The sequence below is a fragment of the Janthinobacterium sp. J1-1 genome (genome assembly GCF_030944405.1).
Lineage (GTDB): Bacteria > Pseudomonadota > Gammaproteobacteria > Burkholderiales > Burkholderiaceae_D > Janthinobacterium.
The window spans coordinates 142613-155196 of record NZ_CP132340.1 but is presented as its reverse complement, the minus strand read 5'-3'; the positions used below and the strand labels follow the sequence as shown (position 1 = coordinate 155196).

Sequence of the window (12584 nt, the reverse complement as noted above, 5' to 3'; positions counted from 1 at the left end):
CGCGCGACAGTCGAAGGAGACCAGCATGACTTTACAGCGACATTGGATCGCGACGATGCGGGCGGGCGCGCGGCGTGGCAACGCCGACGCGGCTGACCTGGTGGCGTCGCGTCTGGAAAAACTGGAAACCGCCACGCAGCGCCTGCAAGTCGTCAGCACCCTGGCACGCAGCCGAGACGCGGGCGGCCTGCAACAATTCGGCTACCGAAGACCGGCGGTCAGCCGCTTGCTCAACTCCAGCGGCGAGCGTGCGCTACTGGCTGAACCGACGGTGCGCATCTTGAACACACAGCGCCAGATAGCGACGTTGCGCGAACTGGCGCAGCAGCTGGCGGTGGGCGAGGGCGCATCGGAACAGACTGGCGCCGCCGTGGTGGACGAGACTGGGGCACGCGTGTTGTACCGTTTTGCCAGCAAACCGGACAAATCACTGCGCGCGCTGGCAAGGCGGGCGGGTTTTTTTTCGGCCGAGGTACGCAACACCCATGTGCGCGCGCTCGATGCCCAGGCGTTGACCGCGCTGCGCTGGTTGCGCGATGAAATCGCGAAGCGTCAGCGCTGAGGGGGAGATCATGCGGGCAAGTATTAACCAAGTCACACTGATGGGAAATGTCGGCCGCATGCCCTGCTGGAGCGCATTGCCGAGTGGCGCGCCGGTATGCCATCTGCTGCTGGCCACCGACGACTTCGAAGAAGACTGGCGCACAGGCCAGTCCAGGACTGTCACCCACTGGCACCGGGTGGTGCTGACGGGAGCGCTGGCGCAGTCGATGCGCAAGCGCATCGCCAAGGGTGATGCATTGTATGTGGAGGGGCGGATGCAGAGCCGCAAGTGGACTGACAGGGCAGGCGGGATAAGGTACACCACAGAGGTCATTGCCAGCACCGTACTGGTGTACCCGAAACCGATGCCGTCGGCAGGCCGCAACCGGCATGGTGGCGTACCGGTGACCGACCGGGAAATTGCAGCGTGGATCGCCGACTACGATGCGGCAGATGCCTGCCTGCGGCGGGAGCAAGCGATGCGCGTGCCGCCAAGGCGAAACGGCGGTCTTCAGGGACGGCGCTGGCCGACGTGAGACGGAACGCTAGGAACCCAAGGCACGGGACTACCCGCTAAAACTTTGGAAACTCAGGCGGGTTGCCCGCCAGCACGCCTATCTACTTCGGCAAGACCTACTTCAAGAGCCACCGCCGACCTGGCCGGAGCCCAAAGATTTTGCCCTCCGGGCCGCTTGTGCCGCCACCCCCAAACCGCCGCATTGTCGCCCTGAAGCGCGTTTGATCTGCCGCAAAGTTACTATAGTATCTATTGATAGTCAATAGTTAGTGACCTATAATTAATCATGTAGGTTATTGATTATGTTGATATTTTACTGGAGGCAGTCATGCACAAAGTAGAAATTCAGGTCGATTTTATCGCTGACATCGGGCTGGCTGCGTGGCGGCAGGAATGTCAACGCATGTTTGATGCATCGTATCCCGGCTGCGGTCTGTCGCTGGAGGTGTTTGTTGCGCGTTTGAGCGCAGCGATTGACGAACGGCTTGCGCAAATTCCCTTCGCCGACCGAGATAACGCCATCGCTATTGCCGAGCAGTTTGGCTATCAAACCATGGCAGAACGCAATGAGGACGCGGCTTCGAATGCAGAGCACGGTGATTGCTGCCATGGCATTGCGTGGGGATGCTGCCCTGCGGGATGCGGCTCCGGTTACGACGATTAGACAAGCGCGTGGCGCAGTCGCCGCGCCGATCCGAGATTTTATGGAGGCACGATCATGCATACATCATCAAAACTGTATCTGAAACATCGCGTGGAGCGGCGGCGGGAACACACGCCCGGTCAGCTCAAAGCGATTTTCCAAAGAACACTGTCCCTCGGCAAGGATATGGATGACCGCGGGCTGCACTGGACGTTGCCAAAGGAAGTGATGCCAGAGCAGCGTCTGGCGTTTATGTTGGCCGTCTATTTCACCGGTGGCGGCTATGTCCTGATCGACGGCGCGCGCGGCTTGTTACCAGTGGAAAAGGTGGCACAACAATTTGCGAAGTTGCAAAAGGCGCGAAAAGCCGGATCGTATCACGCCGGACATGCGTTTGCGCAATTGCACGAAGCATTGGGCTATGGCCATCATGAAACGCAAGGCTTCGGCCTGATCCACGCTGACGATCTGCGTCCGGTCTACGGCTTCATCAAAGGATTTTCGGACAGCCTGGCCCAGTCACTGGAAGCGGACGTGATGCGTGTCATTCGGCCGGAATTAACAGCTGGCAATGAGTTATTGATCAATAACTTGCGCCGCTTCATCGGCGACCATCGAACCCTGGAAACTGTTGTTGATGACATTCCAGATCACGGGAGGGGAGCGTAATGAGCACCATGTCGATCGTGGGCCTCGAGCAGGCCATCAACCAATGCAAGCGACTGCATCCGCCGGTCGATTATGTCCTGACCCCCGAACTACGGATGCTGGCCACCTTATGGGGTGACATGATTTATCGGCACATCGAGACGATCGAACTGGATGCCTTGCCAGCCGAGCTCAAATCATTGGTCGAGCGGTGGCATCTGGGAATCGCATGCGATGTGTGTCAATAACAATCGGTTTCTAACGGAGAACAGCATGGAAAACAGTCAAATTGCAAAATCGGTAACGTGCAGTGAGATGATGATCGCCCTGTCCGAATTTATTGATCAGTGTGGTAGTCTGCCGGTCCAGGCGTCCGGTACGCAATGGGCCATCGGCATTCAAGCGCATGGTTCCGGCGCCATGCATCTGGCATCCCCCTATGCATTCCTGATCGAGGCGGTCGATGTCCAGTCGCCCCTGCCGCTCGATACCCGTGAATTACTGGGGCGCATGTCGGCATTTGTACGGAGCAACGGCGACCACCCGGTTTTCTTCCGGCACTACCGTACCTGCTTTGATGTCGTGCTGGGAGCCAATCCGGTGTTGGAAAATGCTTTGCCGCTATCATTCACGATTGAGGTGACTGCGGCTGTTGCCGACGAACACGGCAACTATATGCCACTGGATCAAGGCGACATCTTGATTCCCTATTGACACAGGTTTCAACGATTGACCATGCGGCGCAAGTGCACCCGTAGTGCCCGGTAGCACTTGCGCCTCAAGACCCTGCCCGATGATCGTCATTTCCACGCTTTTGCGCGCAATAATTGCCAGCACGTCATTTTCCCCTCGCTTTGTCATCCTTTGTTGGTGCCACCGCCTCTTTTGCCATGGGGGACAACTCAAATGTCTCGCGGGCCGATTTTGACAGCTTTGGCCAGGCTTTATCCAGCAACAAACCGTTGTGCATGAGCCTGATTTGGTTTTCGGATAACTCGCGACCGCTATTGCCGGAAATCATCATGCCACCTATCAAGCCTGCCGTGATACCTGCCAAGGTGCAAGCGCCCGCTCTCCACCAAAGACTGATGCCTGGCGCCTTGTGCGTGGCTTCCCGGCGCACCTGCTCGAGCGTGTCGGATGCCATGCGCGCAAATCTGGCTTGCATGGCCGCAAGCTCCTGCTCGGCCACCTGTTTGGTGCCATCGGCGATTTGCTGAAACGTCGATGCGACCATCTTTTGTACCTCGGTCGCCTGCTTTCTTTCCGCTTTTACTGCGTCGGCCAGTTGCGCGACAGCTTGACTGACCGCTTCTTGCATTTGCGAGGCCGCGTTGGCGCCAGATTTATTGATCAGTTCGGACTGAAACAGCGCTGCGAGGATGATGGGATCGTCCTGGGTGATCTTCTGTCCGGTCAGCCGGAATACCTCGGCACACAACGCCTCGACCTGGCTGGCCTGGCGCTGATGGGCCTCGCCGCTGCCGCCCTTCGCTTCAAGGACTCGGCCCAATGCGGGTTCCTGTTTGCCGCCCAGCGGCAGCTGGCGTTGGTCTTTCATATCAGAAACTCGCTGCGTCGAGCTGTGCGAACAGCGACTGACGCACCATTTTCAGGCGTTGTCTGGGCATGATGCTGAACATCGAAGATTGCTGGGCCTCATCGAATGTCAATTTGCTTTTGCCCAGCAATTCCATGTCTTTACCAAAGGTATCCGGATTGCCTTTTTCGATGCGAATGACGCTGTGTATGCGCGCCTGGTTTTCCTGATACAGCGTCGAATCTACAAATGCTCGCCCATCGCGTTCGACCACGCCAAAAAACTCGTTTAGCCAGACTATGATCGGTGCCGTCTGGTTGTGCAGCATGATGGACAATCCCTGCAGCGTATCGTCAAATGCCTGGCCGCCCGTGATCACAGAATGGATGAGCACCTTCTTGCCCGCGTCCTGGAGCAGCTCGATTGCCTTGTTTTCCACCATGTACGACATCAGCGGAATAAAGGTGGATGCCCCATTATCAACCACACAGGCATTGTCGCTGGTCAACAGGTCCTCAATCAGGCCATCAAATTCCCTGGCATTAATATTGTTCATCTGATCCAGAATGTCGATGCGTCGCGACGAAAATGCCTTGTATTGCGACAGGGTGTCGTTGACAGGATCGGTGTCGAACGGCTTGACCGCACCATGTCGATCTGCAAAATATTGCACAAGTATTGCCGCAATCAGTGATTTGCCAACACCGCCTTTTCCCTGCAAAATAAAATGTATTTGGTTCGAGTTCATATTGTCCTCACCAGGTTGGTTTGTCTTTCGCTCTATTTTTGCTCCAACTAAATTTTGGTAATTGCGACCTGTCTTCTGCTTGTTCCGGCTCCTGAGTAATGCCTGGAATCTCTGAGCCGGAGTGAATTTCTGGTTTGCAATTCGTCTGTGTCGATGTCTGCTGTGCAGGCAGATCATCTTCGGGCCGCAGCAGGTGGGTGCGCTTCTTTCGGTGAATAAATCGGTACACCTCCATTTTCGTCGCTTTAACACCGTTGAGCGCCAAAAAGGTGGCGATTTTTTGATATGAAACCCGTGCCCGATACAGTTGAAATATTTCGGCTTCCCATGCAGCAAGCTTGCCCATTCCACCTGCTAGCTGTGCCAAGTAAGTTTCGACGTCGACAGTCATGTCAAAAGGAAAAAATTTTTTGTGAAATTTGTTTAATGAAATTCGTTAAGTTTCAATAATTAAATGTATTCAAGCATTGCGCTTCAAAGTTTCAATTTGAAAAAATACTTCAAGCCATGTTATGTGAATATTTTAGTATAAAAATCGTGAATCGTATCCTTTTTGTATGCGGACCGTAGTATAGTTTTATCGAGCGTATCCTGAATGTATTCCTTATAAATTCATTTAATAAAATTTATTTGAGAAATTCTTTACAACATGAAATTTGTGGATAAAAAAAAGTCCTGCATCAGGGAACCCCACCCTGATGCAGGACGGCCCTGAGATCCCCACCAGGGGAAAAATCCCCCTGGTGGGACGGCGTTACATAAAGACAGGGCACCAAGAGGTGCCACGGGGGAGCCCCCGTGCCCCCTCTAGAGCCCCACACATCACGCAACCTCCGGTTGCCGCTGAAAGCCGCGCTGCGCTTGGCTTTCAGCGTTAACGAGTCGCTTGCGCTCTGTTAACGCGTTGCTTTTCTCAGGTCGCAAACCCTTTGATTTAAAAGGAGTTTTTGATGATGAAGAAAGATCCCAAAATTCTCGGGCTGCGTCTGCCAGCCGATCTGCGCAACTGGATCGCCAACCAGGCCACCCTGCTCAACAAATCCGAGACATTCATCGCCACAGAGTTGCTTATCCGCGGCTTGCGGGACAAGACTACCGATGAGTTGATCGCCAGCATCCAGGGCGCCGCCAACAATGGATATCAGCGCGAGACCCTGCGCCAGACCCTCGCCACGCGATACGTCGTCGAGGCGCAACTGCGCGGCATGGTTCGCCATCCGGAGACGCTCGGCACCGAGGCGTTGCGGTGGGCCGACAAGCAACTGGAGGCCATATATCCGCCCGGAGCAGCATCATGACCATCAGCCGAAACGACAAGCGGCACCAATTTACGCGCGGCGCCGAGGTCATGCGACATGAATATGGCCTGTATTTCAGCGCCCTGTTTTTCAGTTTCATGATGGCGCTGATCACTGCAGCCGGATCTTGCCTGTTCATCGGCAATGCCATGCTGAGTGAAGAAGAGGGACAAATCATCGTGAGCCGCACTGTCGCCACATTCAACGTAGAGTCAAACAAGCCGCAGGCTAAAGTCAAATTCACATTGGCCAGGCGTGGAGAAGACAAGACATTTCTTGTGCCGGCCGAGAAGCTCCTGCAAATAACCACTCCCGAATGGTCGGAGATAAAACGCAAGCTCAAGATGTGCGCATGGGTGTCGGTGGCCGCCGGCGCGGCGGTATTTTTCCTGACCAACTGGGCTTGGCGGCAGTTCGGCAAAAAGGTATCGAAAGACGAATTTGTGCGCGGAGCGGTATTTGCCGAACCAAAAGCCGTCATCAATGACCTTGAAGCGCAGGGAAAGTGCAGCGAGATCCATATCGCGGGCATTCCGATGGAAGCCGGACGCGAGGTCTACAACATAGCGGTATCCGGTGCGGTGGGTTCCGGTAAATCGGTCGCGATCAAGGCGGTGCTGAAAGACATACGCCGCATCGGCAAACGTGCACTGGTTTTTGATTCGACCGGTGAATTCATCGAGAATTTCTACCGACCCGGCATCGATATCATTCTCAATCCCTTCGACGAGCGCAGTCCCCCCTGGACGGCATGGAACGAGGCGCGCAAGATTTATGATTACGCGAACATATCGGAATCCTTCATTCCCGTGAAAACGCACAATGAACCATTTTGGGAAGAGGGCGGCCAGGCCGTGCTGGAGGACATTCTGGCGCGCCTGGCCAAGATCAATCAGGCGACCAACCGGCGGCTGGTGGAGGTGGTGAACGTGCTCACCCTGAAGGAGATCCAGGCGATCGTCAAGAAGCTGCCGGCGGCTGTCTACATGGATCCCGAGGCCGCCAAGACGGCACTCGGCATCCGGATGAATGTAGTGCGTGCGGCCAAGGCGATGCGCTATCTGGGCGACGGCGAGCCGTCAGCGCAGTTTTCCATCCGCGACTGGGTCAACGACGAGACGACCGATAGCTGGTTATTCCTCGCAACCAAGGAAGAAATGCTGAGCACGATGAAGCCGCTGCTCACCGCGTGGTTCGACATCGCGATGCGGGCTGTCATGTCGCTGCCGCCGAGCCGATCGCGGATGATTTTCTCCGTGCTCGACGAGTTGTCGTCGCTGGACCGGATCAGCACCCTGAAAGAAGTGGCGACGCGCGGTCGGAAATACGGTATCGCGCTAATGCTGGGTTACCAGAACATCGCGCAGGTGCGCAAGATTTACGGCGACGACGACGCGCAGACGATCATTTCCATGCTGCAGACGCGGCTGGCGATGCTGGTGCCGGACTACCTAACCGCCAAATATGTCAGCGAGAACCTGGGCGATCAGGAACTGATGGAAAAGGACGAAAACATCAGTTTTGGCGTCGACCCAACCCGGGACGGCGTGACGATTGCCACCCGGCGTGAGAAGCGCGAGCTGGTCATGGCATCGCAAATCATGGGCTTGCCGCCGTTAACCGGATACTTGCGCCTGGCCGGCCGCAACGAGGTCATGAAGGTCAACTTCGACTACCAGGAATACCCGTTGATCGCGCCGCCATTCATCGAAAAGGAGATCATCAGCTATGCTCTCGATGAGTAACGTCTCCAGTGTCGCCAGCGCCGCCAGCTACTACGCCGAGGACAACTACTACAGCCAGGACGAAAACCAGGCGATGTCGGCCTGGGCTGGCAAAGGTGCCGAGGCGCTGGGCCTGACAGGCAGCGTCGGACCGGAAGACTTTGCCAAGGTACTTGCCGGTGAGATCGGCGAGTTCGGTCTCGGCAAAATTCTTGGCAAGGGTCCTGATGGCGAGTTGTTGCGTGACCACCGGCCCGGCTTCGACGTCACCCTCTCGGCGCCAAAATCCGTCTCGATCCTGGCTGAGGTGGAAGACAAGCAGGATGTGCGCTGCGCGCACGAGGCGGCGGTGACCAAGGTGCTCGATTACATCGAGCAGAATCTGGTGCAGGCGCGGGTGACGGAAGCAGGTGAAACGACGACCGTGCGAACCGATAATCTGATCGTAGGCCGATTCCACCACACCACCAGCCGCGACCTTGATCCTCAGACCCATACACACCTGGTGATCGCCAACGCGACCCAACTGGAAGACGGGCGCTGGCGATCGATCTCCAATGAGCTGATCTACAAAAACCAGAAGCTGCTGGGGGCGATCTACGACAGCGAACTGGCCGCCAACCTGCGAGAGCTGGGCTATCGGCTGGAATCGACCCAGGACGGCCGGTGGGAGGTTGCCGGTATCTCGCGCGAACAGATCGGCCACTTCAGCCAGCGCAGCCAGGCCATCGAGGAACGTTTGGAAAAATTCGGCCTGACGCGCGAGACAGCCACGGCGGCGCAGCGCGAGGACGCCGCGCTGCGCACCCGCGATGCGAAGTCCGAGGTCGACCACCAGGCGCTGCGCGAAGACTGGCGGCAACGGGCCCGGTCCGTGGGGGTTGATTTCAGCAAGATCGAGGCCGAGCGTGAGCAAGGCGGCGCGCCGCCGACCGATCCAGCAGTAAGCGCGGCGAAGGCGACGGACGCGGTGCGCTTCGCCATCGCTCACCTGACCGAACGCGAAAGCGTGGTGCCGCGGGAAGAAGTGATCCGGGTCGCCCTGGAGCATGCGGTCAAAGATGCACCGTGGGCAAGCGTACGCCTGGAGGAGGTTGAAAAGGCGCTGGTCGCCAAGCTGGCGGCAAAAGAGGCACTGTCGACGCCCCTGGCAGGCCATATAACGACGCCAGAAGCACTGAAACGGGAGCGGGACATGCTCACCATGCTGGATGGTGGGCGAGGCGCCGTGCGGCCGATTATGGGCGTGGAAAAGGTGGAGGCGGCGGTCGTCGCTTTCGAGCAGGCGCGATCTGTGGCCAGCGACACGCCGTTCCGGCTGACTGTTGGCCAGGAGGATGCCGCGCGCGTGGTGTTGACCTCGCAAGACCGGTTCGTTGGACTGCAAGGGTACGCCGGCGTTGGCAAGACGACGATGCTCGAACTGGTGCGTACCGCCGCAGAGGAGGCTGGATACACCGTGCGCGGGATGGCGCCGAGCGCGATGGCGGCTCTGACCCTAGCGACGGAATCGGGTATCGAGAGCGTGACGACCGCCAGGTTCTTGCTGGACGAAGGCCGCCGCGCGGTCAACGAAGCCAAACCGGAACCGGTGACTCTGGAGTTATTTGGTGCGATCGACTTGGCCGGGAAGCAGTGGCGGACCGTGTCCGTCACACTGCCTGGCAAAGCCAAGGAAGGGGCCTATGCCCTCGAAGAACTGTGGATTATGGATGAGGCCTCGCTGTCGGGGCAGCGCGAGATGACGCAGCTGATGGTGATGGCCCAAAAGGCAGGCGCCCGGCTGGTGCTTGTAGGGGACGAGTTGCAGCACAACGCGGTGGAGGCTGGCAAACCATTTGAGCTGCTGCAGAAGGCAGGGATCGATGGCGCCGTGATGTCTGACATCAACCGGCAGCAGGTCGAAGACCTGAAGCAGGCGGTATCGGCGGCGGTCGCGCGGCAGAACACGACGGCGCTGGAATTTCTGGCCGATCGTATGGTCGAATTGGGCAACAAAGGTGCGTTGCTGGCCAGAGTAGCCGGCGACATCCTCGACAAGCATCCGCAGGATCGGGACAGGGCGCTGATCATTGTCCCTCTCAACGACGACCGCCATGTCATCAACAAGCTGGTGCGTGAGGGACTGCAGGAGCGCGGCGAGATTGGGGCAAAACAGGTGGAACGGAATATTCTGGTACCAACCGGCTTCACTGACGCGCAGAAGGCTTCGACTCCGTATTATGAACCGGGCATGGTGGTGCGGTTCGGGCGCGAGTACCGCAGTCTGGATGTGGCCAGCGGAGGCTATGGCACCGTGATGAGTGTCGACGTACCGCGCCATCAGGTGAAACTGCACATGGAAGATGGTCGTCATGTCACCTGGAGTCCCGAGAAGCATGCGAAGGTGGAGGCATACCAGCGTGACGCCCGTGAACTCGGCATCGGCGACGAACTGCGGTTCACGCGCAACAACAAGGAGCTGGGAGTCCACAACGGCACCCTGGGCAAGGTCACCGCGATCACGGAAGACGAGATCGTCCTAGATACTGCCAGGGGGTTGATTACATTGAAATCGACGGACAAGTCAGACTCCCATTGGGACTACGCCTATGCGATGACGGTGTACGCATCGCAAGGCAGGACCACCAACGACGTGAATTTTCTGATCACAGCCGATAGCGGCAGGGCGATGGGAGAGCGCTCCTTCTACGTGGGCATCACCCGCCCGAGGCTGGATCTGACGATCTACACCAATGACAGCGACAAGGTCAGGGAACTGATCGAGCAGGAGCAGAACAAGACCAGCGCTGTCGAAAAGCTCAGTGTGCAGGATCTGGTCAGCGGCCACAAGCTTGATGAGGACGCTAGCGCGAAGGCTGGAAAGGGGGCGCCCGGCAGCAGCGGGCGCAGCCCGGGCGTCGAGCGGTAGCAGGGCGGCACCGTTGGGCGCTGAGGACTTGTCGGACCTATTTTCGCTGCAATATTGAGGAAAGTCGCGGTTCGGGGATGCGGCGGCGGAAGAATGGAAAAAGGACAGACTGGAATCGATCCATGGACTTATTGCCTTCGACGCGCACGCGCTATCTATTATTGTTCATCTGCCTGGTGGCGGTGGTGGCTCTCGTCGAGGCACTGGCCAAGGCGGTCGCCGGCTGGGGCAACTCCGGTTTTGCCGTCACGCTGTGGGCGTGCTTCGGCGTGGCCTATGGCTGGCTGCTGATCGAGCCGATGGTGCGGGCGCTGCTACTCAAGCGCATGGTCGCGGGTGCCGGCCGACAGCACCGTGTGCGGCGGATCGGTGCCGCATTGGCCAGGGTCAGTGGTGTCGCCGTTCCCCGGTTTTATGTCTATGAAAGCGACAAGTTCGACGTGACGGTGAGCGGTATCGGGGAAGGCATCACCATCCTGGTCAGCGACCAGGCCGCCGGGATGGACGATGATCGGCTGGAGTCAGTTCTCGCACATGAGTTTGGCCATATCAGGTTGCGGCATGCCTTGATTCGCCTGACGATATACGGCTCGCTGCTGTCGCTGGTGATTATCGGGCACAGCACTGCGGCGATAGCGGTGATGGCCAACTTCTTTGTGCTGTGGACGATGCGGCAGATGGAATTTGCTGCCGATCACGACGCGGCGCGGATGGTCGGAGCCACCCGCATGCGCGCCGCGCTGGCCTACGTGGGCGAAGTTTTGGGCGACATCCCAGCCTCGCAGACAGTATGCAGCTCCCATCCCACGTTCCGCGCCCGCATCGCACGGCTGAACGACCAAACTACCCTTGATCAACACACACGAGGAGGCTCCACATGAAGAAAGCAATCGCGACCGCCATTGCACTGGCCACCATCAGCGGCAGTACCCCGGCGCTGGCCGATAATTCTTTCGGCGCCAATCCGGACGGCAACGAGAAAGTCTGCGCCCTCGGCATGGCGGCCCAGAACGAGCAGGGCTTTATCGAAGCTTTGCATCGCTGCAAGCGGGGTGATATCTTGGATATCGGCTGGGCCAAGAGCATATTGGCGATGCAGGTATGCGACTTCACCAAGAGCGTCGTCTACCATCCTGGTAACGGGGCCATCATTGCTTGCGTATACACTGGTAACCGCAGGGCGGTCGGCAAATAAGCAAGGAGGACGTGATGAAACAAAGATTGAGCAAGGAACAAGCGGTGGCCGCGGCGGATGCCCTGTTGTCACGGGGGGCGATGTTCGGCGACAGCTGGATCGGCCGGCTATTAAAGCGCTGGGGGCTGCGGCCGGTGCCGCGCAGCATGTGGGATCAGGAGTCTATTCGCCCGATGCCCAAGCCTACGGGCTTCGAGTCGCCTGGATCGGCAGAGTGGGGAGCGATGCATCCACACAAGCCGTTTGAGTAAGTGGCGGCAGTGGTGGCCTGCGGTGCGTCACCGCCGTCACTTCATGAGGGGCTTACCCAGCGCCAGACGCCGCAAGATCGAGAACAAGACACTTCGCTCTGTATCCTGATCTATTTCATGTTGCCACTCGGTCCATCCCGCGATGGGCACTGTGCCCCAGGCCAGATGTTGCCGCAGGGCCGCGCTATTTCGGCAATGTGGTTGGCATGGACATGTAACTGCCCCGTCGTGCCGGGAGTTCCTCGGCACTGATCAAGCCGGACGGACAAATATAGAACCGATACAGCCCGACGCCGCCAGACAGGTGGTGAGGCTGTTTCAGGTCTGCGACGAAGTCAGCTCGTCTGACCTTTGCCTCGATCATCGCCGAACAATGCGACCGGAATCCGATTACATCGGCCCGTTGTCGGCATCCGAGTGCGGACCGGTTGCTCGCTACCACCAGAAAACCGTTCCGCTTCAACCAGGCCGCTCCGCTGGCCGCGAGCTGCTCATGGCTTCGGCTTGGCATTTTCGATCCTGGCCAAAGCTAACGAGTGAGGGGTACGCCATTGCCGTACGGATTG

General features: G+C 58.1%; 15 protein-coding genes. 12 read left to right on the top strand and 3 right to left on the bottom strand.

The annotated features are described in order from the left end of the window. The first annotated feature begins 25 nt into the window (after positions 1 to 25). The 6 genes from Q8L25_RS31330 to Q8L25_RS31305 all read left to right on the top strand — a co-directional run bounded on the left by Q8L25_RS31330 (position 26) and on the right by Q8L25_RS31305 (position 3065). Complete coding sequence (locus Q8L25_RS31330; protein ID WP_308925877.1) at positions 26 to 562, top strand: hypothetical protein; 537 nt, start codon at positions 26 to 28, stop codon at positions 560 to 562. Continuing rightward, the gene (locus tag Q8L25_RS31325) at positions 537 to 1079 is read left to right on the top strand and encodes a single-stranded DNA-binding protein (RefSeq protein WP_308925876.1); all 543 of its coding nucleotides are present in this window, start codon (positions 537 to 539) and stop codon (positions 1077 to 1079) included. Before Q8L25_RS31330 ends, Q8L25_RS31325 begins: the two co-directional genes overlap by 26 nt. A 309-nt stretch (positions 1080 to 1388) precedes the next feature. Next, positions 1389 to 1724, top strand: a complete 336-nt coding sequence (locus tag Q8L25_RS31320; RefSeq protein WP_308925875.1) for a hypothetical protein — start codon at positions 1389 to 1391, stop codon at positions 1722 to 1724. Between the two features lie 54 nt (positions 1725 to 1778). After that, on the top strand, positions 1779 to 2372 hold the full coding sequence (locus tag Q8L25_RS31315; RefSeq protein ID WP_308925874.1) for a hypothetical protein: 594 nt from the start codon (positions 1779 to 1781) through the stop codon (positions 2370 to 2372). Next, positions 2372 to 2599, top strand: coding sequence for a DUF3717 domain-containing protein (locus tag Q8L25_RS31310; protein WP_308925873.1), 228 nt, complete (start codon positions 2372 to 2374; stop codon positions 2597 to 2599). Before Q8L25_RS31315 ends, Q8L25_RS31310 begins: the two co-directional genes overlap by 1 nt. A gap of 25 nt (positions 2600 to 2624) precedes the next feature. Next, a complete protein-coding gene (locus Q8L25_RS31305) occupies positions 2625 to 3065 on the top strand; it encodes a hypothetical protein (protein ID WP_308925872.1) in 441 nt (146 codons plus the stop codon). Between the two features lie 124 nt (positions 3066 to 3189). Here the strand turns inward: Q8L25_RS31305 and Q8L25_RS31300 are convergent, their stop codons facing one another. From Q8L25_RS31300 to Q8L25_RS31290, 3 genes are read right to left on the bottom strand one after another with little or no spacing between them, the layout of a single operon-like run. Further along, entirely contained in the window at positions 3190 to 3912 is a 723-nt protein-coding gene (locus tag Q8L25_RS31300) for a hypothetical protein (RefSeq protein ID WP_308925871.1), read from the bottom strand. Position 3913: 1 nt separating this feature from the next. Further along, positions 3914 to 4639 (bottom strand): conjugal transfer protein TraL, encoded by a 726-nt coding sequence (locus Q8L25_RS31295; protein WP_308925870.1) that lies wholly within the window; start codon positions 4637 to 4639, stop codon positions 3914 to 3916. Between the two features lie 7 nt (positions 4640 to 4646). After that, positions 4647 to 5030, bottom strand: coding sequence for a hypothetical protein (locus tag Q8L25_RS31290; RefSeq protein ID WP_308925869.1), 384 nt, complete (start codon positions 5028 to 5030; stop codon positions 4647 to 4649). 559 nt (positions 5031 to 5589) lie between these two features. On the opposite strand from Q8L25_RS31290, the gene Q8L25_RS31285 reads away from it, so the two are divergent. The 6 genes from Q8L25_RS31285 (at position 5590) to Q8L25_RS31260 (ending at position 12018) form a co-directional block, all read left to right on the top strand. Next, complete coding sequence (locus Q8L25_RS31285; RefSeq protein ID WP_308925868.1) at positions 5590 to 5937, top strand: hypothetical protein; 348 nt, start codon at positions 5590 to 5592, stop codon at positions 5935 to 5937. Then, positions 5934 to 7682, top strand: a complete 1749-nt coding sequence (locus tag Q8L25_RS31280; RefSeq protein ID WP_308925867.1) for a type IV secretion system DNA-binding domain-containing protein — start codon at positions 5934 to 5936, stop codon at positions 7680 to 7682. The genes Q8L25_RS31285 and Q8L25_RS31280 overlap by 4 nt, the downstream gene beginning before the upstream one ends. Continuing rightward, complete coding sequence (gene mobF, locus Q8L25_RS31275; RefSeq protein WP_308925866.1) at positions 7675 to 10572, top strand: MobF family relaxase; 2898 nt, start codon at positions 7675 to 7677, stop codon at positions 10570 to 10572. Before Q8L25_RS31280 ends, mobF begins: the two co-directional genes overlap by 8 nt. A gap of 122 nt (positions 10573 to 10694) precedes the next feature. Then, on the top strand, positions 10695 to 11453 hold the full coding sequence (locus tag Q8L25_RS31270; RefSeq protein ID WP_308925865.1) for a M48 family metalloprotease: 759 nt from the start codon (positions 10695 to 10697) through the stop codon (positions 11451 to 11453). Then, positions 11450 to 11767: a hypothetical protein gene (locus Q8L25_RS31265; protein ID WP_308925864.1), complete on the top strand. Its 318-nt coding sequence runs from the start codon at positions 11450 to 11452 to the stop codon at positions 11765 to 11767. Before Q8L25_RS31270 ends, Q8L25_RS31265 begins: the two co-directional genes overlap by 4 nt. A 14-nt stretch (positions 11768 to 11781) precedes the next feature. Further along, complete coding sequence (locus tag Q8L25_RS31260) at positions 11782 to 12018, top strand: hypothetical protein (protein ID WP_308925863.1); 237 nt, start codon at positions 11782 to 11784, stop codon at positions 12016 to 12018. The last annotated feature ends 566 nt before the right edge of the window (positions 12019 to 12584 follow it).